Source organism: Steroidobacter sp. (assembly GCF_016790065.1).
Classification (GTDB): Bacteria; Pseudomonadota; Gammaproteobacteria; order Steroidobacterales; family Steroidobacteraceae; genus Steroidobacter.
This window is the reverse complement of sequence record NZ_JAEUPY010000781.1, coordinates 1-21,905: the sequence shown is the minus strand read 5'-3', so window position 1 is coordinate 21,905 and position 21,905 is coordinate 1. Positions and strand designations below refer to the sequence as shown.

16 protein-coding genes are annotated in these 21,905 nt (G+C 61.6%); 3 read left to right on the top strand and 13 right to left on the bottom strand.

Annotated features, from left to right (window positions below; genetic code table 11):
• Window positions 1-301: 301 nt before the first annotated feature.
• From JNL55_RS31710 to JNL55_RS31700, 3 genes are read right to left on the bottom strand one after another with little or no spacing between them, the layout of a single operon-like run.
• On the bottom strand, window positions 302-1,156 hold the full coding sequence (locus tag JNL55_RS31710) for a hypothetical protein (RefSeq protein ID WP_293864069.1): 855 nt from the start codon (window positions 1,154-1,156) through the stop codon (window positions 302-304).
• Window positions 1,153-2,808 (bottom strand): AAA family ATPase, encoded by a 1,656-nt coding sequence (locus JNL55_RS31705; protein ID WP_293864066.1) that lies wholly within the window; start codon window positions 2,806-2,808, stop codon window positions 1,153-1,155. Before JNL55_RS31705 ends, JNL55_RS31710 begins: the two co-directional genes overlap by 4 nt.
• A 5-nt stretch (window positions 2,809-2,813) precedes the next feature.
• Window positions 2,814-3,551 (bottom strand): PspA/IM30 family protein, encoded by a 738-nt coding sequence (locus tag JNL55_RS31700; RefSeq protein ID WP_293864063.1) that lies wholly within the window; start codon window positions 3,549-3,551, stop codon window positions 2,814-2,816.
• A 181-nt stretch (window positions 3,552-3,732) separates the two neighbouring features.
• Between JNL55_RS31700 and JNL55_RS31695 the strand changes: the two genes are divergently transcribed.
• Entirely contained in the window at window positions 3,733-4,638 is a 906-nt protein-coding gene (locus JNL55_RS31695; RefSeq protein WP_293864060.1) for an acyl-CoA thioesterase, read from the top strand.
• Window positions 4,639-4,641: 3 nt separating this feature from the next.
• Here JNL55_RS31695 and JNL55_RS31690 read toward each other — a convergent pair whose 3' ends face one another.
• Complete coding sequence (locus JNL55_RS31690; protein WP_293864057.1) at window positions 4,642-5,508, bottom strand: pseudouridine synthase; 867 nt, start codon at window positions 5,506-5,508, stop codon at window positions 4,642-4,644.
• Window positions 5,509-5,646: 138 nt separating this feature from the next.
• Between JNL55_RS31690 and JNL55_RS31685 the strand changes: the two genes are divergently transcribed.
• Entirely contained in the window at window positions 5,647-7,068 is a 1,422-nt protein-coding gene (locus JNL55_RS31685) for a GMC oxidoreductase (RefSeq protein WP_293864054.1), read from the top strand.
• Window positions 7,069-7,076: 8 nt separating this feature from the next.
• Complete coding sequence (locus JNL55_RS31680; protein ID WP_293864051.1) at window positions 7,077-7,520, top strand: hypothetical protein; 444 nt, start codon at window positions 7,077-7,079, stop codon at window positions 7,518-7,520.
• 2 nt (window positions 7,521-7,522) lie between these two features.
• On the opposite strand, the gene JNL55_RS31675 is transcribed toward JNL55_RS31680, so the two are convergent.
• The 9 genes from JNL55_RS31675 to JNL55_RS31635 all read right to left on the bottom strand — a co-directional run.
• Complete coding sequence (locus JNL55_RS31675) at window positions 7,523-9,283, bottom strand: hybrid sensor histidine kinase/response regulator (protein WP_293864048.1); 1,761 nt, start codon at window positions 9,281-9,283, stop codon at window positions 7,523-7,525.
• A 29-nt stretch (window positions 9,284-9,312) separates the two neighbouring features.
• The gene (locus tag JNL55_RS31670; RefSeq protein ID WP_293864045.1) at window positions 9,313-9,948 is read right to left on the bottom strand and encodes a response regulator transcription factor; all 636 of its coding nucleotides are present in this window, start codon (window positions 9,946-9,948) and stop codon (window positions 9,313-9,315) included.
• A gap of 165 nt (window positions 9,949-10,113) precedes the next feature.
• Window positions 10,114-11,607, bottom strand: a complete 1,494-nt coding sequence (locus tag JNL55_RS31665) for a tetratricopeptide repeat protein (protein ID WP_293864042.1) — start codon at window positions 11,605-11,607, stop codon at window positions 10,114-10,116.
• Between the two features lie 72 nt (window positions 11,608-11,679).
• A complete protein-coding gene (locus tag JNL55_RS31660; protein ID WP_293864039.1) occupies window positions 11,680-14,397 on the bottom strand; it encodes a serine/threonine-protein kinase in 2,718 nt (905 codons plus the stop codon).
• Window positions 14,398-14,764: 367 nt separating this feature from the next.
• On the bottom strand, window positions 14,765-16,279 hold the full coding sequence (locus tag JNL55_RS31655; RefSeq protein ID WP_415923204.1) for a DHA2 family efflux MFS transporter permease subunit: 1,515 nt from the start codon (window positions 16,277-16,279) through the stop codon (window positions 14,765-14,767).
• A gap of 70 nt (window positions 16,280-16,349) precedes the next feature.
• Window positions 16,350-17,579: an HlyD family efflux transporter periplasmic adaptor subunit gene (locus tag JNL55_RS31650; protein ID WP_293864033.1), complete on the bottom strand. Its 1,230-nt coding sequence runs from the start codon at window positions 17,577-17,579 to the stop codon at window positions 16,350-16,352.
• 24 nt (window positions 17,580-17,603) lie between these two features.
• On the bottom strand, window positions 17,604-19,025 hold the full coding sequence (locus tag JNL55_RS31645; protein WP_293864031.1) for an efflux transporter outer membrane subunit: 1,422 nt from the start codon (window positions 19,023-19,025) through the stop codon (window positions 17,604-17,606).
• Window positions 19,022-19,519 carry a MarR family winged helix-turn-helix transcriptional regulator gene (locus tag JNL55_RS31640; protein WP_293864028.1) on the bottom strand — a complete coding sequence of 166 codons (498 nt, stop codon included), beginning with the start codon at window positions 19,517-19,519 and terminating at the stop codon, window positions 19,022-19,024. Before JNL55_RS31640 ends, JNL55_RS31645 begins: the two co-directional genes overlap by 4 nt.
• An 85-nt stretch (window positions 19,520-19,604) precedes the next feature.
• On the bottom strand, window positions 19,605-21,905 hold a 2,301-nt coding region (locus JNL55_RS31635; RefSeq protein WP_293864025.1), incomplete at its 5' end, for a glycosyltransferase.

Here is a 21,905-nt window from a genome sequence, read left to right as displayed (position 1 = left end):
CTGCCGGAAGGACCTAGGACCCACCATCCTCCGCCGACAGCAACGGTGAAGGTTGATAGCGAAGAAAAGATAGGAGACTTGAGGGCGCTCTGGTCTTTTCTTCGCCAGCACAGCACATTGACGCCTCGGCGGCGGTTGGCGGTCCTAACGCCTCCCGGCAGCTTCGAAAAGCACGGACCTTTCGTAGCAGCGCCACAGGGATGTGCAAGCAGAGCGGCGCGCGTCTGCGCGATCGCGGCGGGTGCGCGGTGACGGGAGGCGTTAGGACCGCCAGCCGACGCGTGCCACTGAGCCGCCGAAATCACTGCGCCACCTTCTCACGCCGGCGCGCAGAACTCGGCCGAGGCTGAAGCAAGTCCTCCGGCGGAGGCTCATCGGTCAACCCTTCCAACCCAGCAAACAACTCCCGCTGATCTCTCAACCAGCGATTCGCTTCATTCAAAGAAGCCGATAAAGCATCCAACGACGAAGCAACCGAGTGCTCATCCGTAGCGAGCAGCGCCTGCTCACGAACCAGTGACACTTGCTGCCTCAATCGTTCCAACTCAGCCTCGATCAACTCCCGGCGTTGCTGAGCATCAGTGTGGCCAGCTCGCCTCGAGCGGAGAACTTCGAGTTGCTGCTCCAAGCTGCGTTTCAGTTCGTCGCTGAGTCCTTCAGCGGACAAGCGATCGATAACCCGCCGCTCTTGCTCAGCGAGAGAACTCTTATCCCGATCCGCCGCACTAATCACCTGCAGTACCGACGCCCGCGCAGCCAACAGCTTCAAATGAAGCCAAGCCATCTGTCGCACATCGCTCTTCTGCATCTCCGTCGACCCAGTGCGCGACAGTAGATCGACAATCTCTCGCGCCTGAGTCTCAATCGATTCTTGGCGCCGGCGCGCATCTTCATCCAAGTGATAACTGAGCGCGTTATACCTCGCGACCCAATCCTCACCTTTGCCACCAGCATCCACAGTCGCCCGAAACCGGGAGTTACGCGACAAAGTCCAAAGATAAAGTCCTTCGAGTCCCGCCCCAATCAACCACAAACCGGGGCTCACAAACACACCCAACAAAGCAAACGCGGCGAGGCCGAACCAATTCGGCGGCACGGGCATGCCGAAGGGACGCGCGTTGAAAGCAGCGGCGAGGTAGGAGCGTGAGCCGCTCATGGAATGGCAGCAGGCTCGGCGTATTTATGAAACGCCGGCGGCACGAAGGCCAGGTCCGTGGCCTCGCGGATCGAGATGCGCATTTGAAACTCCAGCACGTCGGCCGGCACTGGATTCTGATAACCGACCAGGCAGGCTTCCACCGCCGCTCGCGGCTCCAGGTTCTCCGTGCGCACACGGCGATAAGCTTTCACCACCAGCGCCTCGGCAGCGCCGGGCGTGAGTAGCAGCGGCATGCGAGGCTCGACTGCGGCGAGGTCGGTATCGCTCAACTGCAAGCCATAGCGCTTGGCGAGCGCGCCAATCAATGCGGTGCTTTCGGCGTGGGTGCTGGTGGGCAGCAGCGGCACTTTCACATCGACACGACCGGGACGTTTCAAATCGACCTCGATCAAATCCGGCCGCGACGAAGCGAGTAGCCACAGCACGCGGCCGCGATTCGACGAATCGGACATTTCCTGCGCGATCATCGAATACAAACGTCCCGATAAACCGCTGTCGCCACTACCGGAGTCGCGACGGCCCAGGGTTTGGTCGGCTTCGTCGATGAACACCATGCAGCGACCGAGCGCGCGAATCAGGCGAAAGATCTTTTCCAAGTTGCCTTCGCTGGAACCCACCCAACGGTCGCGAAAATTCTTGAGCTTGACCACGGGCACGCCCGCTTCGCCGGCCAGGCATTCGACTAGAAACGTTTTGCCGGTGCCGACGGGGCCGCACAGCAGATAACCCATGGGCAGCGCTTTCAGATCGCCGGTCTGCCACAGTTTGATGTCCTGACGCAGCCAGACCTTGAGCGCTTCCTGGCCGTGATAGGAGTCGAGGGTGCGGGACGATTCGATGAACTCGACCAAGCCGGCGGAATCACGTTCCACCAATTCTTTTTTGATACGAGTCAGATCCGAGCTATTCAGTGCTTGGCCCGAGTGATCACGCACTTTTACCAGGCTTTCCAGTGCAGACAGCGTCACGCCGACCAGCGCCGCGCCGGTCTGTGCCAGGTTGGCGTCGGCAGCAAATGCTTTGGGCTCGTGAGTGCGTAACAGCGTCAACGCACGTTCGATCTCGGCCGCATCCGGTAGCGGCACGCGAATGCGCGAAGCATGCGTGCTGAAGGCGACCAGCGGCTCAACGTCGTTGAGATTGTCAGCGATCAGAATGCTGGTGAAAGGCAGATCTGCGAACGGCGCTTCAGAGGACCACTCGCGCAGTACGTGGGTGAGGCTGCCGTGTTCGAAGCCGGCGCCATCGGCAGGAACGATGTGATCGACACCTCGCAGAATAACCGCGACATGTTCTTTCACTTCACGACCGAGCGCTCGCAGGTTGCCTAGATAACGAAGGTAGCGACTGATCCACTGCAACGCCGGTTGCGGTTCACGCGGCAGAGATTGCAGGCCCGCGCCGGCCCATTTCTCAACCAGTTCACCGCCGCGTTCGATAGCGAGTCCGTTGCCCAGATCGTACGAGAGCACGATCTGAAAGCCCGACAGCAACTGATGCTCGAGATAACCGGCCAACCCTACGAGTTGCGCACCGACGGCAATTCGATCATGCACGTTGCCGTACAGAATGAACTGCCCGTGCGCGCCGCTCTCGTAAGCGAGCGCAAGCTCGTTAGCCCAAGCCGGTGCGCCGTGCGGTGCTGGCATCGCAGTTACGATTCCGACTGCGCACCCATGGTGCGAGTGGTCGGTGCCGGCGGCGCGCTGCCTTCGATGGAAATACCTTCACGTGCGGCGAAGTCGGCCAGCGCCTGATCGGCGAGCGCATTCATTTCGGTTTCCTGCACGTTGACGCCGGTCATGTCGATGGAGTCTTTGGCGATGCGCGCGCGGCCGGCGGCCTTGGTGCGCTCTTCCTCGACCATTTCATGCAAACGATTCAGCGTGTCGCCCGAACCGCCGATGCTGGTGATCATGCCCGAGGCCATTTCGTGGATCTCGGCCATGGCCTGATTCATCTTCATGTCGTTGATGGCGCCCTTCAAGCTCTCGATCTTGGCGCGCGCGGTTTGTACCGCTACGTCGCGAGCCTTGATCAGGTTCTTGTAAGTGCCTTCGGCCTGTTCCAGCTGCTTACGGTTTTCTTCCAGCTGCGACTCGATGGTCTGCAGGCGCAGCGCGTATTGGCCGGCGGCGGACTTGTTGCCGGCACGGAGGTGGGCGGCTGTTTTGGCGCGCAGGTCTTTCTGCTCGGCTTCGAGCTTGCGCACCTGGCCCATGATTCGCTCGCACAGCCCGGCGTGGGTGGCCAGGCCCTGATTGAAGTTGGCGATCTGTTTGCGCAGGTTCTCCTGCTCCAGCTCCAGCAGCGCTTCGGGATTGCGCCGTTCGATGCCCGAGATGAACAGGGAAAAGAAGCCCTTAATCAGGTTTCCGAGTCGGTTGAACATGCACCCTCCAGGCTCTTCGGGATCGTGACGCGGGCCATGCAAGTGCGCCCCATGAAGTGCTGGAAGGGTAACGAAATTCACCGGTGGCGAGTAGGGATCGTGGGTAAGGCGCGGTGTGCCGCCGGTGAGTGCCGCCCTGGGACCGGTGGGTGGCCGGTACGGGTGCTACACTCCCCGGCCTATGGCCACCTCGATTTCGCCGCCGCCGGCGCCCCCCGCTCCCAACAACCTGCGCGAAGTGCTCGAGCTCGAACAGCTCGACACCAACTTGTTTCGCAGCCGGGTCAACCAGATCAATATCAATCGCACCCTGTTCGGCGGCCAGATCCTCGGCCAGGGGCTGAAAGCGGCGACTCAGACGGTCGCTTCCGATCGCGTCTGTCATTCGCTGCACGGCTATTTCCTGTTGGCCGGCGCTAGCGACATTCCGGTCATCTACGACGTGGAATTGACGCGCGATGGCGGCAGCTTCTCGACCCGACGCGTGGTCGCTCGGCAGCGGTCGCGACCGATTTTCCATATGGAGTTGTCGTTCCATCGACAAGAGGCGGGGCTCCAGCACGAGGTGCCGTCCAGCCCCGACGTACCCGATCCGGAAGATCTGATGGACGTGCGCCAGCTATTGGAAAAGTTTGGCGATCGCCTGCCCAAGGGCGCCACCGCGCTGGCCTCGCAGGAAGCCATCATCGAGTTGAAGCCGGTGAATCCCGAGATGTTCATGCTCCGCAAGCAGTCGTTGCAGCGAGCTCAGTATTGGATCCGCTCGGCTTCACCGTTGCCGGACGATCCGCTGATGCAACTGGCGGGTCTGGCTTATCTTTCCGATTATTTCCTGGTCTCTACCGCGTTGTTGAAACATCCGGTGCAGATGACCAACAAGGACGTGATGATGGCCAGCCTCGATCACGCCATGTGGTTCCACACGCCGCCGCGAGCGGACCAATGGATTCTGGTGGAAGCAGTGAGCCCGTTCGCCGGTGGCGCTCGCGGTTTGACGCGAGCCGAGATGTACAATCGCGACCGGAAGCTGGTGGCCTCGGTGGCGCAGGAAGGCTTGATTCGCTTGCTGGATAAACCGGCGAGCTGAGGCTCAATCCAAGCCCAAGGTGGCGGCTTTGAGCCGCTCGACATCCTTTTTGCCGAGCAGCTTGGCTTGACCCGGCTTCAAATCGCCGGCGCGCAGCGGGCCGATGGCAACTCGTTCGAGCTCTCGCACTTTCAGGCCGACACGCGCCAGCATGCGCCGGATCTCGCGATTCTGGCCTTCGCGCAAGGTCACGCTGAGCATCGTACGATCGCCGCGAGCACGATCCACGAAGCGTTTGATGATGCGCACCGATTCCAGCGACGCACGTTTCGAGGTCTTCGTGCCGTCCGTCGAGGGATTGACCAGATACATGCCGTCGCGCAGCTTCTTGAGCTGTTCGTCACTCGCCAGGCCCGAGGTCAGCACGCGATATTCCTTGGCGATGCCGAACTTGGGATGAGTGAGTTGATAGGCGAGATCGCCGTCGTTGGTGATCAACAGCAGTCCGGTGGAGTCGCCGTCGAGGCGGCCCACTGGAAACAGTCGCTCCTCGCCTCGTAGCGAATGCGGCACCAGATCGAGCACGTTGCGTCGCCCTTCCGGATCGCTGGTGGTGGTGATGACGCCTTTGGGTTTGTTGATCAAGACATAAAGCATCGAGCGCGTTTTGGTCGTGCCTTTGCCGGCAGCGGTGGCGTCTGCACTTGCCTCGGGCACGGGCAGCTCGATGAGTTCGTCATCCAGCTGGACGCTATCGTTGGCGGGATCCACGAAGCAGGGCAGCTCGGTGATCACGCGGCCGTTCACCTTGACGCGGCCGGCGACGATCATGCCTTCACAATCGCGGCGCGCGCCCAGGCCGGCATCGGCCATGGCTTTTTGTAATCGCACGCCTTTGTTGGCGGGGGCAGACACTCGGGGCTTGGGCATGGACGCGGTCTCGTTACAACGGCGCGCAGCTTACACGTAAACCCGCATTTGGCTCTCGGGGAACCACGTAAAAGTTGCTAGTCAGCGGAACTTAGCGCCAATACGTCGGTTTAATCCCGATGCGTTTTCGGAGGATGGATGGTTCAAGAGCATTTCGACGTGGTGGTGGTCGGGTCCGGGTTCGGTGCGTTGTTTTTTGTCGAGGGATACCTGGCCAAGCGACCGGCGGCGAAAATCCTGATGCTCGAGCGCGGCACCTTCAATTCGCACGCGTGGCAGCTGGAGCACGGCAAGAACTCGTCGCTGGCGCACACCTCCACGTTTCGCACCGATGCGGCCAACAAGGTGTGGAATTTCACGATCGGCGTGGGGGGCGGGACGAATTGCTGGTATGCGCAGACACCGCGCTTCCACCCCAGCGACTTCCACATGAAGAGCAAGTACGGCGTGGCGCAAGACTGGCCGCTCGATTACGACGAGTTGGAGCAGTACTACGTCGCGGCGGAAACCCGAATGTCGGTGGCGGGTTCGCCCGACATGTCTGTGGTTCTGCCGCGCTCTGCGCCGTTTCCTCAGCCGCCGCACAAGCAGACCGCTGTCGACGCCATCATGCGTCGGGCTCAACCGGAATTTCATGTGCCGATTGCCACTGCACGCGCCAGTGTTGCTGACGCTGGACGCCCGCCTTGCTGTGCTTCCGCGCGCTGCAATCTGTGTCCGGTGAACGCGAAGTTCACATTCGAGAATGGTTTCGTGGATCTGCGTGGCCTGCCGAACGTGGAGATTCGTACCGAGTGCGAGGTGACGCACTTCGATCACGCGGGCGATAGCGTCAAAGCTGCGGTCTACAAGAAAGGCGGCGAAGAACATCGAGTCACGGGTGACTTGTTCGTGCTCGGTGCGAATGCGATTCACAGCCCGGCGATCTTGTTACGCTCGGGGATCGATCATCCGTTGACCGGCGTGGGCATTCACGAGCAAGTGGGTTATTCGCTCGAAGTGTTGCTCGAAGGTCTCGACAGTCTCAACGGCGGCACGATCACCACCGCGCTGAATTATTCGCTGTACGACACGCCGTCTCGCAAGGATTACGCCGGCGCGCTGATCTACTTCGACAATCGCTGGCCGCATGGCTTGCGCACTGAGTACGGTCGCTGGCGTCAGCTCGCGCCGCTGGTCATCGTGGTCGAAGACTTGCCGCAAGATTCCAATCGGGTCGTGCTCGATAGTGACGGCATGCCCAAGGTGCTGCACGCCGAGATTTCCGATTACGCCAAACGCGGTGTCGAGGCATCGTTGGTCAACATCGAGAAGGTGTTGGCGCCGCTGCCGGTGGAACGCATCGACTTCAAAGGCATGCGCGATACCGAGTCTCATATTCAAGGCTCGCTGCGCATGGGCAATGAGCGCGCGTCCTCGGTGATCGACGCAAAACAAATCCACCACGACGTGCGCAATCTGGTAGTGGTGGGCTCGTCGGTGTTTCCGTCGGGACCGAATTCGAATCCCAGTCTGAGTGTGGCCGCGTTGTCCCTGCGCAGCGCTGCCCTGATCGCGTGAGTCCGGCCATGAGCAAACACTTTTCATCGGGCCGTCGCAAGCTGCTGATCGCAGGTGGCGCGAGTGCGCTGGCGCTGGGTGTTTTTGGTGCCGCGTCGTGGAGCACGATCAAGAATTACCGCGCGAGTTGGATCGAGCGCGTGGTGCGAGAACATCTGCCGGGCATCGATCTGGATGCCGCTTCGTTACAGACGTTCATCAACGATATGTTGGTGAGCGAGCGCATGCAGAAAAAGGAAGTGAAGGCGACGGTGTTCGCCGATCGTTTCATTCCCTGGCTGCCGGCGCATATCGCCAAAGCACGCCATGGCTTGGAAGGACTGGAGCGGCACGTGCTGACCGAGTATTTGATCGGCAGCAATTTTTTCCGGGTGCCCGATCCCAAGAGCGAGACCATCGTCTATGGCGGGCGGGTGGTTGCCTGTAGCAACCCGTTCACTTACACGGTTTGAGATCAGGCGCGCTGTTTCTTGGCGAACTCGTGATTGAGCAGGGCGCGGAGACGAACTGCTTTTAGCGGCTTGTGCATCATCGTCAGGCCGGCGGCGCTGACCTTACGTAACTGTTCTGGTGCAGTGTCGCCCGAAATCAGCACGGCAGGAATGTCACCGAGCTTGGCGCGAATTTCGCGAATCGCATCGATGCCGTTGCGCTCGCCGCGCAGGCGCAAGTCCGCAATGATGAAGTCCGGTACGCGCCCGTTGACGCTGGCCAGCGCCTCATCCGAATCCATGGCCGTGATGCATTTGCAGCCCCAGCTTTCCAGCAGGCTCTGCATGCCCAAGCGTACCGACTCTTCATCGTCGATGACCATGATCAGCTTGCCGCCGATCAGATTCGGCACCTTCTGCTCGATGGTGGCGGCGCCCGAGTGAATCTTGTTCGGATCGGCCAGCGGCACTTCCAGACTGAAGCGCGAGCCGCGGCCCAGTGTCGAACGCACCGACAACGGATGGTCGAGCAAATGAACGATACGGCGCACGGTCGCGAGGCCTAGTCCCAAGCCGCGCGTGCGATCGCGCGCCGGATTGTTGAGCTGATAGAACTCTTCGAAGATGCGGTCGTGCTGTTCGGAAGGAATGCCGATGCCCGAGTCCCACACTTCGATGCTCACGCCGTTACGCCGCTTGCGGCAGGCCACGATCACGCCGCCGCGTTCGGTGTAGCGAATCGAGTTCGACACCAGATTGGACAGCACGCGAAACAGCAGCGTCGGGTCGGTGAACAACACGCCGCGCGAGCGACGCACGACGAACTTGAGTCCTTTGTCTTCGGCGGCGCTGGTAAAGGTGCTGCGCAGACGATCCAGCACCAGGTTGGCCGGGACGATTTCTTTCTTGACCTCGACCTGGCCGGCATCCAGCTTGGAAATATCCAGCAAGTTGTCGAACAGCTGTTCCAGCGATTCGGTGGCCAGCAGAATCTGATCGATCATGCGGCGGCCGTGATCATCGACTTTGCCATTGCGCAGGGCGGTCGCGAACAGGCCGAGCGAATGCAACGGTTGGCGCAGGTCGTGGTTGGCGGCGGCGAAGAACAAGGATTTGGAACGGCTCGCCGATTCGGCACGAGCGCGAGCTTGATCCGCTAACGCATATTGCTGCTGTAACTGGCCGACCAGCTGCTCGTTCTCATAGCGCAAACGGATCTGCGCCACGATGACTCGCGCCTGACGATCGCCGAACAACAACAAGTAACCGAGCACGGCGAACCACATCACGCCGAGCGCAGCGTTGCCGTAGCCGCCGAGCGAGATGTAACGCAGAGCCAGCAGGCCGAACACTGGAGCAGTGAACGAATGTAGCGCCGGCGGAAAGTGAGCATGCGTGATGACGCTAATCGTCGCGCGGCCCGCCAAGCATGCGGCAATGAGTGCGAGAGTCAGCGACTGATTCTCACCAACCAACACGAATGCCGATGAGCCCCACACCACGCCTGCGACGCCGGCCGTGCCGGCGAATCGCCAGCCCCAAGCGCTCGATGCAGTCGCGCGGTTGTCGGCTCGACGATAGCTTGCAGTCAGCGCGAGCATGGCGACTTGCACGAGCAGCGTCGCAACTGACCAATAGACGATGCGGTTGTGAGAGGCGTGCGGCCAGGTGATGACGGCGATCATCGCCACCATGAGCAACGCCGAGCCGGAAACGGCTAGGGCATTGCCATACAACATTTCCACGCGCTGTTGCTCAACGCGTCGCAACAGTGCGGCGTCCATGACGAAGCGGGATTGTTAGAGGAGGTAAGTTAGCGCGCGGTCGCGTAAGCAGCTTGAGCAGTCGGCAAGAAGCCTCGCTTCTGCGCGACCAGCACCGCTTGCGTACGATTACGCACGTTGAGCGCTTCGAACACGGCGCTCACGTGTGCCTTCACCGTCCGCTCGGCGACATCCAGAGCCCGGGCGATTTCTTTGTTGGAGAAGCCACGGCCCAGCATGCTGATGACTTCCAGCTGTCGTAGCGTCAGTCCATTGGGTTGTTCGGCGGCGGTGAGATTGGCGGTCTCGGGCACGAACACTTCACCGGCGAGCACCTTGCGAATCGCAGCGATCATCTCGTCGGCAGTGAAAGACTTGGGAATGAAGCCGGAGGCACCGGAGGCCACCGCGCGGGCCGCGACCGCTTGCTGATCGTCGCCGGAAATCATGATGCAGGCGGTGGTCGGGAAGCGCTCGCCGATCACTTTGAGGGCATTGAAGCCGTCTTCACCCTTGAGGTGGATGTCGAGCAGCACCAGGCCGATGTCGCTATCCGTTTGCAGGCACTGCAAGGCCTCGGGCACCGAGGACACGCTGAGCACGCCGGCTTCGAGGTTGCTCTGTTCGAGCACCGCATGGAAGCCAGCGCGGAACAAGGGATGATCGTCGACGATGAGGATTTTCATGACACTGCCCTTATCCTGTTGCCCTGCCAGTGGCGGACCTTATGTCAGGTCCGGCTCAACTTGCGGGCATCGTACTTCCGCGCTAGGGCAGCGGGCAATGACCCTTTCGTGCCACCGCCTATGGAGCAGTGGCACTTTTCCAGGTATCGCGACGGTCCAGAGGGCTTAAGCGGCGGCGGCCGGCGAGGTTTGCTCGCAGTTGCAGCCCTGCTCCTTGATCCAACCGCGCAAGCGGCGGAGGACGTCGGGATCGGCTTGCGGATCCAGCTTCATGGCTTGATAACCCTCGCACAACAACCGGCAGGCTTCGCCATTGTCGTCGCCTTGTAGGGCAAGTGCCCGACCCAGATAGGCGCGCGCGGTGATTTCACCCAGGGTGTTGGGGCCGAGTTGCACCGGCCAGATTTCGAGGGACCGGCGCAGCAATGGCACCGCTTCTTTGCCGCCACCCGGCGTGCCGCGCTCCACTGCAACTCGTGCTTGCCAAGTGAGTGCTTCGGCGATGAAGAAGTGATCGGCGGGCAACGAGCGGCCACGCACATTGCGGGCATAGATGTTGAGGGCTTGCGAGAAGCCCTTGGACGCCGCATCCCGCGCGCCGGTGTCGTATTGCCAGCGGGCCAGGTTGGCGTAGTCGTTACCCACCAGCAGGTGGTTTTCGCCGCGGATCGAAATGCCCAGCTGCAACGCCTTCTGCAAGTATTTGCCGGCATCCTTGGACTGTTTCGGCAGGAGGCGTAACAACGAACCCAGATTGGCGTAAGTGTCGATCAGGTTCGGGTGACGATCGCGGTTCAGCGTATCCACATACAGGTCGATGGCATTGCGATAGGCGCGAATGGCCGCCGCGCGCTTGCCTTGCTGTTCCAGCACCAGGCCGAAGTTGGCCAGGTGAGTGGCGTACTTGGGATGCTTGCGCGTGCCCAGCTGTTGCTGATCGAGCGCCAGCAGGGTCTTGTATGTTTCTTCCGCAGCCGGCACTTGGCGCAATGCGCTTTGCGCACGACCGAGCACATCCAGCAAGCGAGTGGTGTTCGGATCGGTCTCGTACAGTCCGGTTTGTTTCAGAATGGTGACGCCGGTGTTGGCCGAGCTGGTCGCGTCGGCGAACAAGCCTTGCAACAGTTGCACGACGCCGAGGTCAGTCAGGCTCACAGCCACCGGCAGGCTGTTGTCGCCATACACCCTGCGGTTGATGCGTAACGCGTCCTGCACGGCGATGGTCGCGGCTTCGAGGTTGCCGCGCTCGCGTTCCACCCGCGAAAAGCTGTTCAAGCTGAGCGCAGTAGCGGGATGGTCGTTGCCGAAAAACTTGCGACGGATCTGCAGAGCCAGCTCGATGAGCCTGGCGCCTTCCTCCAGCATGCCGCGATTCAACAGCGAGATGCCCAGTGCGTCGAGAATGGTCGCGGCCTGTTCCGGCTGATCGCCCAAATCGAGGCTGCCGCCGCCGCTGCTGCTGGGCGGTGGGCTGCCAGCGCGACCCTTGGCTGCCTTCTTCGATGCGCCTTTACGCGGCGCGTGCGCGACGATCAATTTGCCGATGGCGGGGGCGCCGGCAGTCGGGCGCAGTTTGGATTTGCCTTTGCCGCCGGCTGCGAACAGCGGACGCAGCGTTTTGGATTGAGCGAGTTCATCGTCCGCGATCAGAATTCGCATGGCAGCCTCTCTTGTTTTAGCGTGCGCGCGATACTGCAGCCCGACGGCCGTAATCGCAACTGAACCTAGGCTCTAACGTAGCGCCTGGGTTCTGGCCGGCAACGACGTGAAATATTCCTTGGCCGCGGCCGGTCGGCCCATGGCGCGATACAGTTCTTCGATCCACAAACGAATGTCGTTGGCGGCTTCGCGATCGCCCACGCGCGTCGAATTGTTCAGCATCGGATAAGCGGCCAGCAATGCCGGCTCGGCTTCGGTGTAGTTACCGAGCAGCGCTTGAGCGCGAGCGCGGGTCGCGTTGGCGATGGCGTAACCGGCGCTGTCTGCTCCGTACTCCTGACGCCAGGCCTTCACCGCTTCATCCAGCGGTCGTAAGGCATCCTTAGGGCGATTCAGCGCCAGCTGGGTGGTGCCGAGCATGGTCAAGGTGCTGGCGATGAAGCCGCTGGTGGGCGGCAGCTTCTTGCGATAGATGGCCAGTGCGTCGTTCAGATAACGCTCGGCACGCGCGAACTCATGTTTGCGGAACGCCAGGCGGCCGAGATTCTCCAGATCGTTGCCCACATAGAAATGATCGGGCCGCACGCGGCTGTTCATCTCCAGCACCTGCTGCAGCGTCTGTTCGGCGGCATTCAGACGGCCGCTTTCCATTTGGAAGGTGCCCATGGCGCTGAGCGTGTCGATGGTCTCGGGATGCTCGGCGCCGAGCACGCGCCGGCTCAGCTCGACCGAGCGTTGGAAGAGCCGCTCGGCCTTGGTCGAGTCGCCGCGGTCGTGGGTAATCATCGCCAACCGCAATAGATGACGAATGTACTGCGGGTGTTGTTCGCTGCGCGTACGGCGGTCGATCTCCAGCGCCTGGTTCAAATACTTCTCGGCCAGCGCGTTGTCGCCGCGGTGAGAAGCAATCTGCGCCAGGTTATCCAGCGGCGTGGCGAGCGAGACGTCATATTGACCGAGCCGCGCGCGCCGGATGTCCAGGCACGACTGAAATAGTTTTTCCGCGGCGGCGAGCTGATCCTTCAATTTATGAATCACGCCGAGGCGGCACAGGCTGCCGGCAGTCTCGACACTGCTCGAGCCGGTCTGCTGTTCGGTGATGGCCAGGCTTTGGCGTGCCAACGTCTCGGCTTGAGTGAGGTCGCCCTTCTTCTCGAACACGCGATTGAGGCTGTACAGGCTATTGGCGACCGGTTCGCTGTCGGTGCCGAACAGTTGGCGCCGCACGTCCAGGCCCTGTTCGATCAGCGGTTGTGCGTCGTCTGGCAGGCCCAGGCCCAGATAAGCAGTGCCGATGGTATCGAGGACCGCGGCTTTGATGGCCGGTTGATCGCTGAGCTCGCTGCCGATGCGTCGGGCGCCGTTATCCAGAATCTGGCGCGCGGTGACCGAGTTGCCGCCTTCGACGAACGGATCGACCACCTTGAAGGAATCGATCAAGAAGCCGGACACGGCCTCGGCGCGTTCGCGTTCCGCTTCGGCGACGGTGCGTTCGGCTTCGGCCACATCGCGTTCTTTCTCGATACGCAACGATTGCAAATAAATGGTGGTGGTGAAGCCGATCAATGCGGCTACCAACACGCCCGAGAGCGCGACACCGATGGCATGCCGGCGGACGAACTTTTCAGCGCGATAGTTCCAGGAATCCGGCCGCGCCAGCACCGGCAAACCTTGCAGATACCGCTCCACGTCGCCGGCCATTTGTTCGGCCGACGCGTAACGACGTTCCGGCTCCTTGCGCATCGCCATGGTGACGATGTTGTCCAGGTCGCCGCTCAACTCACGGCGCAGTTTGTTGATGCTGACTGAGCGTTGCGCAGCGACCTGCTCGATGCCGCTATCTTCTTGCCGTTCGGCCGTCGCAATCACCGTGCTCGGCGATGGCGGGTGGTCTTCGCAGATGGCACGTTCCAGCTCGGCCAGGCGCTTGCCTCGTAGCGCGAAAGGCTTGTAGCCGGACAACAGTTCGTACAGCAGTACGCCCAATACATAAATATCGCTGGCCGTGGAGATCAGGTCGCCGCGCACCTGTTCGGGGCTGGCGTGATCCGGCGTCATCACGCGGATATCTTCCTGCGTCAGCGCCAGCGTGTGCATGAGCTCGCGATCGTCCAGCATCTTGGCGATGCCGAAGTCCAGCAGCTTGGGCGCGCCTTCGGGGGTCACCAGGATGTTGGAAGGTTTCAGGTCCCGGTGCACCACCAGGCCCTGGTGGGCGCGATGCACGGCCGAGCACACGATGATGAACAGTCGCAAGCGTTGTTCGATGGTGAGCCGGCGCCGGTCGCAATACAGATCGAGCGGTTCGCCGTCGATGTATTCCATGACGATGTACGGCGTACCGTCATCGGTGGTGCCGCCGTCGTACAGGCGCGCGATGTTGGGGTGGTCCAGAGATGCCAGGATCTGACGTTCCTGGCGCAGCCGGCCTTGCACGTGGCGGGACAGCAGTCCGCGGCGAACCAGCTTGATGGCCACATGCTGCCGGAATTGAGCATCGGCGCGCTCGGCCAGGAACACTTCGCCCATGCCGCCTTGGCCGAGGCTGCGCATCACACGATAGGGACCGATCAATTGACCGGTCAGATCGGGCGGCGACTCGAGCACCACGGGTTGTTCGTCGGCGGAATCGAACCAGGCCTGGCGCGACAGGTGCGGATCGCGCAATTCTGACGGGGTGAGCTGCTCGCCATCGCAGGCGGCACGGATGAATTCCAATTGCTCGCCGGGCGGCAGCGTCTGGGCGTGCGCCAGGATCTCATCGAGCGAGCGTTTGCGAATTTCCGTCATGGGGCAAGGATGGGCGGTCGTGAAGGCACTAACGATCAGTTGTCGGTGGCGCACCGCCTGTGCAACTATTTCCTTGCATCACATCTTTCCCGGGGTCTTTCCCAGGGGCTTTCCCAGGAGCCGGCCATGAGCGAACAGCAAGACGAAGCAGCACGGTTTTCCAAGGGCCTGTTTGGCGGTGGCGGTGTGGGACGACATGTCCGGCCGCGCGCTCCCCGGGCGGAATAAGTTGAATCACACGCCCGGTCGGGTGCCATCCTAAACCTGCTTAGTCGTTAGTCAACGGCGCGCGACAGGGCCAAAGGGTTTAAGACGAACGTTTAGCGAGCGCTCCCGACGTTGGGGAGCGCATTCAGGTGCGCCGGAGCTAATCAGCCGCGACGTGAGCGGCGCCGCGCCCCGGCCGGCGTGCCAGCCACACCAGCCCGATCATCGCCAGCGTCAGCCAGGACGAGATCCAGAAATAGTCCAGCGACGACAGCAAGTACGCCTGGCCGACCATTTCCCGATTCATGGCGGCGATGGCCGCATTGTCCGAAAGGCCGAGTGAGTTCATGTGGCTCAGCGCTTGCTGAGTCGACGCGTCGTATACGCTCGAGCCGGACGCGAGATGCGCTTGATGGAAGGCTTCGCGCCGATCCCAGAACGTCGTGGTGATGGACGTAGCAAAGCTTGCGGCAATGGTTCGCAGAAAGATCGCCAGGCCCGACGCAGCCGGCACGCGCGGCGGCTCGATGCCGTCGAGCATGATGGTCAGGATGGCGACGAAGAACGTGCCCATCGCGATGCCCTGGATCAGCTGCGGAATGATGAAGTCGATCACGGCCGCATTCGCCGTCAGTTGCGAGCGCATGTAATAAGAAGCCGCGAAGGCCACGAATGCCAGCGAGGTCAGCCAACGCGCATCGAACTTGGCCAGGAAGCGGGCTGCGAACGGCGATATCAGCACGGCCACCAAACCACCGGGTGCTGCCAGCAAGCCAGCCCAAGTCGCCGTATAGCCGAGCTGAGTCTGCATCCACAACGGCAACAACACGATGTTGCCGAAGAACACCGCGTAGCCCAGACACATCGGAATCAACGCGAATGTGAAGTTGCGATGCTTGAACAAGGACAGGTCGACGATGGGATGTTTCTCGGTCAGCTCCCAGATCAGCCAGGCGGCGAACGCGACGATGGACACGATGGTCAGCACGACGATGAACGGCGAGGAGAACCAGTCTTCGTCCTTGCCCTTGTCCAGCGCAATCTGCAGCGCGCCGACCCACACCACCAACAGCGCGATGCCGACTTGATCGACCGGCAGCTTGCGCGTCGGCGTTTCCCGATGACGTAGCTGGAACCAGCACACCGCTACGGTGAACAAGCCGATGGGAATATTGATATAGAAAATCCATGGCCAGGTGGCGTTGTCCGAAATCCAGCCGCCGAGCATCGGACCCATGATGGGTGCGACCAGTGTAGTCATGGACCATAGCGCCAGCGCCATGCCTTTCTTGGCTGGCGGGAACAGTAATAGGAGCAGCGCTTGCGAGCCCGGCACCATCGGGCCGGACACCGCACCCTGCAGAACGCGGAAGAACACCAGCGACGGCAGATTCCAAGCGATGCCGCACAAGAACGATGCGATGGTGAACGCGAGCACCGCCGCGACGAACGTCCGAACGATGCCGAAACGTTGCATCAGCCAACCGGTGAGCGGCACGCTGATGCCGTTGGCGACGGCGAACGAGGTAATGACCCAGGTGCCTTGATCCGCCGACGCGCCGAGATTGCCGGCGATGGTCGGAATGGAAACATTGGCGATGGTGGTATCCAGCACCTGCATGAAGGTGCCGAGCGCCAGCGCCAGCGAGGTCAGGGCAAGCGCACCACCTTGCATGGGCGCGGTGGCCGATGCGTCTGCGGTGTTGGTGCTCACGGGCTAATCCTCTCGAAGTCGTCGCTGACGCTTACTTGGCCGAAGCCAGTTTGGCGTGCCCTGGCGAGTTGGGCTGCCATTGACGGCTGCTCGCGACGACGCCACTAGCGCTGGCATTCCGATGAATGATCTCGGCGATGCGCTGTTCGATGCCGTCGTCTTCGCCGACGCTCTTGCGCAGCGGCTGCGGCGTGTTACGAACCTGCGACGCTACCAGCGGGCCCGACGTGTCGCGCACTTCGATCTCCGCGTGCATGGACAAGCCGACGCGCAACGGATGCTGTTTCAGCTGCTCCGAATCGAGAACGATGCGCACCGGCACACGCTGCACGATCTTGATCCAATTGCCCGACGCGTTCTGTGCAGGCAACAGCGCGAATGCACTACCGCTGCCCGCTGCGAGACCGGCGACCTTGCCGGTGTACTCGATGTCATTGCCGTAAATGTCGGCGTGCACGGCTACAGGCTGACCGACTCGCACGTCTTTGAGCTGACCTTCTTTGAAGTTCGCGTCGATCCACACGTCATCCAGCGGCACGACTGCGAGCAGCGGAGCACCGGCATTCACATGCTGGCCGACTTGCACGCCACGCTTGGCCACGGTGCCGGCGACTGGTGAACGAATCGTGGTACGGCGCAGAGCCAGCGACGCGTCGCGGAGTTTGGCGGCAGCGGCGAGCACATCAGGATGATCTTCGAGCGTCGTGCCTTCGATCTGCGCTAGCGTCGCATCGAGCTGTCGCTGTGCGGCCTGAAGTGCTGCACGTGTTTGGGAAATCGTGTCCTGCGCGTGTGCCAGCTCTTCGCCCGACACAGCGCCGTCGGCCACCAGAGCTTGGCGACGCGCGAAGTCATTCTGAGATTTCTTCAGGTCGGTCTCACGCTCGCGAATTTGAGCGCGCAGCTGTTCGGCCTGCGCATACAAAGCGCGAACTTGACGAACGGTGCGAGCCAGTTCGGCTTCGGCGGCGGACACGGCGATATTGGCGTCGGCAGGATCGAGCTCGACCAGGACTTGGCCGAGTGCCACCGTCTGCGTGTCGTCGACGTGCACGCCGAGCACAGCTGCGGACACTTCGCTGGTGATTTGCACGATGTCGCTGGCGACGTAAGCGTCGTCAGTGCTTTGGTAATAACGCGCGACGCTGAACCAGTAGGCTCCGTAGCCGATGGCACTGATCGCGACCACGGCGGCGAGAATCAGCAGACCCCGTCGGCGTTTGCCGTTGCCCTCGGCGGTGGGTGCGTTGGTATCGCTCATAAATATTCCGTTGATGGCGGACGATCAGCTGGCAGCGCTGAAGTTGCCGCCGACAGCCAGCAGCAGCGACACGCGAGCGAGCGCTTGTTGATGAAGAATGTCGACGAACGAAGTGCGTGCGTTCAGCACCTGCGTTTCAGTCGTAAGTACGGACAGATAGTTTGCGAGGCCCGCTTCGTAACGCTTGTGTGCGAGCCGATACGCTTCTTCGGCAGATGCGAGCGCCGCGCGTGCCTGGTCGAGCTGACGCGCGCTGTAATTCACCTGGCTCAGCTGGTCGGCGACCTGCTGCACGGCCGAGAGTACCGCGTCGTTGTAGGCGCTCACGGCTTCGTCCTGCAGCGCTGTGGCTTGGTTGAACTCCGACTTCAGACGCTGTGAATCGAACAGCGGCAGACTGATCGCGGGGCCGGCACCGTAAGTGCGATTGTTGGCTTCGAACAGATTGTTCAGCCCGATGGCCTGGAAGCCGGCGAACGCGCTGAGATTGATGTTCGGGTAGAACGCGGCGCGAGCGGCGGCACGCTGTGACGTTGCCGCGTCGACTCGCGACCGAGCCGCGAGAATGTCAGGGCGGCGGCCCAGCAAATCGGCGGGCAGCTGCGTCGGAATCGACAAAGCCGCTTCCAGATTCAACGTCGGCTTGCCGATGCGTTCATACGCGTCCGCGCCTTCGCCGATCAGCGTGGCGAGCCGATGGACGGCGATTTCGCGCGCCGCTTCGGCCTGCAGTCTCGCCAGCTCTGCCTGAGGCACGGCGGATTCGGCTTCACGCAGTTCGACGTTGGTATCGAGACCGGCACCGATGCGCTTGCGAGTGATATCGAGAATCCGCTGCCGCTGCACCAGCGACTGTTGTGCGATGTCCGCGAGCGCGATGGCGCGATTCAAATCGAGATAGGTCTGTGACAACGCCACTGTCGTGGCCAGTCGTGCGGCGGACGAGTCGAGTCGTGCCGCTTGTTCGGTGGCTTTGGCTTGATCGATGAGCGACGCCTGACGGCCCCAGAAATCCAAATCCCACGACAAGTTCGCGAGCAACTGACCGGACCAATAAGTGCCGCCGCCGAACGGAGGCGGAATCAGATATTCCTCAGGCAGTCGGCTGCGCTGTTCCTGGCCATTCAAGGTCACGCCGGGCTGACGCTGAGCGGTAGCGAATTGCACTTGCGCCTGAGCTGCACGCACGCGCGCCAATGTTTGTTGCAAGCTCGGGTTGTGTTCCAGCGCCGTCGTGACGAGTTGATCGAACTGTGGATCGCCATACTGTTCCCACCAACGTTCAGCGACGACTGGCGCATTGGTGGTGCTCAAGCCGACGCTTTGATCGGCAACGGATTGCAGTTGCGGCTCGGTCTTCGGCGGGGTGACGCAACCACTGAGCACGGTGAGCACACCGAGCAGCAGCAACGCCGAGCGCGTTGGGAAATGTTTCGGCGTCGTCATAACGCCTTCTCCTTCTCGGAGCTGGTCGGGGAGTAGGGCACCAATTCTTCGAGCCGGCCGATCAACCGCCTCAGCATGGATTGCATCAGCTTCACTTCTTCGCGACTGAAGCCGTCCAGCGCGGTGTTGAGCGCGTCGCAGGCGGTGGGCACCAGAGTGTCCAGGACGTCGGAGCCGGCCTTGGTCAGCGACAGCTCGATGACGCGCCGGTCCTCGGCACTACGCCGCCGCTCGATGAGCTTGCGATCTTCGAGCTGATCGACCAGTCGGGTCATGGCGCCGCTGTCGTGGTGCAGGTCCCGACAGATGTCGGCGACAGTGACCGCGAGGCCGTCGCGGACATACATCAGCACTACCCACTGCTGCAGGGTGAAATCTTGCTTCTCGAACAGGCCTTCGATGCGTTCCTGCATCAGGCGCTGCGAGCGCTTGACCAGGTAACCGATGCTGTCGCGGAGATGAAAGGACTCGGGTTTGTAGTGGGCCTTGGCCATTGGTTGCCTCGGCATTAACTGCCTAGGCAGGGATTATAGGACGGGCCGGCAGCGCGACAAGCTGCAAATACCGCGCTTTCAGGAACTAGTCCGCGGAATCCGGGGCACGAAACTGGGCTGTTACCGGCATCTCGCCCATGGGCGGCGTGCCCAACCAGCGCGCCGGTAGGGAAAGTGCGCTGATCAATGACATAAGCAAGGACGCGGCATAGGGAATCGCCTGAATCAGCAGGACCGCCACCCACAGCGATACGTCCGGTGCTTTCAGCTCTTCAGGAATGCCGAGCACCAGGCCGGGGCTGACAGTGAACTGATGGGTCAGGCCGACGGCAGCAAGCACCAGTGCGAACAACCAGGCGGTCTCGGCCCGTGCCGCGGAGAGACCTTCAGCCAAGGCATGCGGCTGTTTATGTTTGGGCGTTCTAAAGAACGGCTCACGGCGCGTAAACAATCCCTTCACGACGGCGACGCTAACTACATGCGACAGCGCCAGTCCGGCGAGCGCGGCCGCCAGCGTCTGCCGAATGTTTGCACCCATTCGCGATGAATACAGATGTGCCAGCTTCGCCAGCTTGAACGCGAACAGCGTCAACGGCAGCACCGAGAACATCATCAGCGGCGGATCGAAGCGATGCGGAGCGATGATCATGGCGGCTGACCAGAACAGCGCGAACACATTGAAGATCAGATTCAAACCGTCCGCCATCCACGGCAACCAGCCGGCGATGAAGTGATAGCGCTGGCCTTTGGTGAGACGCTCGTCGGAGCTCAACAGCACGTCGGCGTGCGCGCGCAGAATTTGGACTGCGCCATAGGCCCAACGGAAACGTTGTTTCTTGTAATCGGTGAACGTTTCCGGCATCAGGCCGCGGCCGTAAGTCACCGGCAAGTAGTGCGCTTCGTGGCCGTGCTCGAACAAGCGTAGTCCCAGCTCGGCGTCTTCGGTGATGCACCACTCGGCCCAGCCGCCGACGTCTTGTAGCGCCGAGCGACGCACCAGGGTCATGGTGCCGTGCTGAATGATTGCGTTACGTTCGTTACGCACCACCATGCCGATGTGAAAGAAGCCGCGGTACTCGGCATAGCACATGGCTTTGAATGCGCTCTCCTCGGCGTCGCGGTAGTCCTGCGGGGCCTGCACGATGGCGATCTTCTCGTCTTCGAACGCCGGCACCAGGGTGCGTAGCCAATGCGGTTCGACGTTGTAATCGCTGTCGATGACCGCGACTACGCTAGCTTCCGGATCAGTGTGCTTGAGCGCGAAGTTCAATGCGCCCGACTTGAAGCCAGCGAGCGGCGAGACATGGAAGAACTTGAAACGCTCGCCGAGTTTCTGGCAATGCCGTTCTACCGGCTGCCAAACCGACGGCTCGACGGTGTTGTTGTCCACGACGATGACTTCAACGTCGGGATAGTCGAGGCGGGCCAGCGCATTTAGCGTTTCGATCAGCATGTCCGGCGGCTCGTTGTACGCCGGCACATGGATTGAGACCTTCGGCAGTAGCTCGTCAGCGCGCGGTGAAATTACGAACGGCCGCTTGCGTGACTTGCCCCAACGCGCTTCAGCCCATTCCAGCGCTTCGGTCAGCAGCACTGCGATTACGCCGAGCATGCCGAGGATCAGCACGGTGCCGATCAGCACGCTGGTCAATGTGAGATAGCGACGCGAGTAGTCGTAAATGATCCAGACCATCGTCGTCGCCACTGCGTACACCACGACCGCGAGCAAACTGCGGCCGCGAGTGCCGAGCGTCAGGCTGTGCACGTAAAGCATGCCCAGGATGAGGGTCGCTATCGTCACCGACACCGCGGCGAGCGTCTGCCATTGCGGGATGCGCACGATGGGCTCAACGAACTCGAACTTGGCCTGACGATGCACGTCGTAGATGCCCCAATAAGCACCCACCGCGCCTTCGTAGCGCGTCTTCCAGGGTTGATCGAACGCTTCCATCACGTAATAGATGTAGCCCTCGTGTCGTGCACGCTCCAGGAAGCGGCGCAGGAACATCGCTTGATTGCTGGTCGATGCCGCTGCGCCTTCGCGTGTGCGGCCGTCGGAGGGCCAGCCGACTTCGGCGATGACGATGGGTTTGCCGGGATAGGCGGCCCGCAACTGGTCCATGCGTGCGGCGATGTATTCGATCGCGCCTTCGACCGGAATGCCTTCCCAATACGGCAGCATGTGTACGGCCAGGTAATCGACGTGCTCGACCAGCTCCGGATGTTTGATCCAAACGTGCCACGGTTCGGCGGTGCTCACCGGCTGCGTCACAGCGTCGCGTACCCGATCCAACTGTTCGGCCAGCTGCGCGACGGTGAGGTCGCCGCGCAGCACGGCCTCGTTGCCGATGACCAGACGAATCACGTTGGCGTGTTTGTTGGCGAG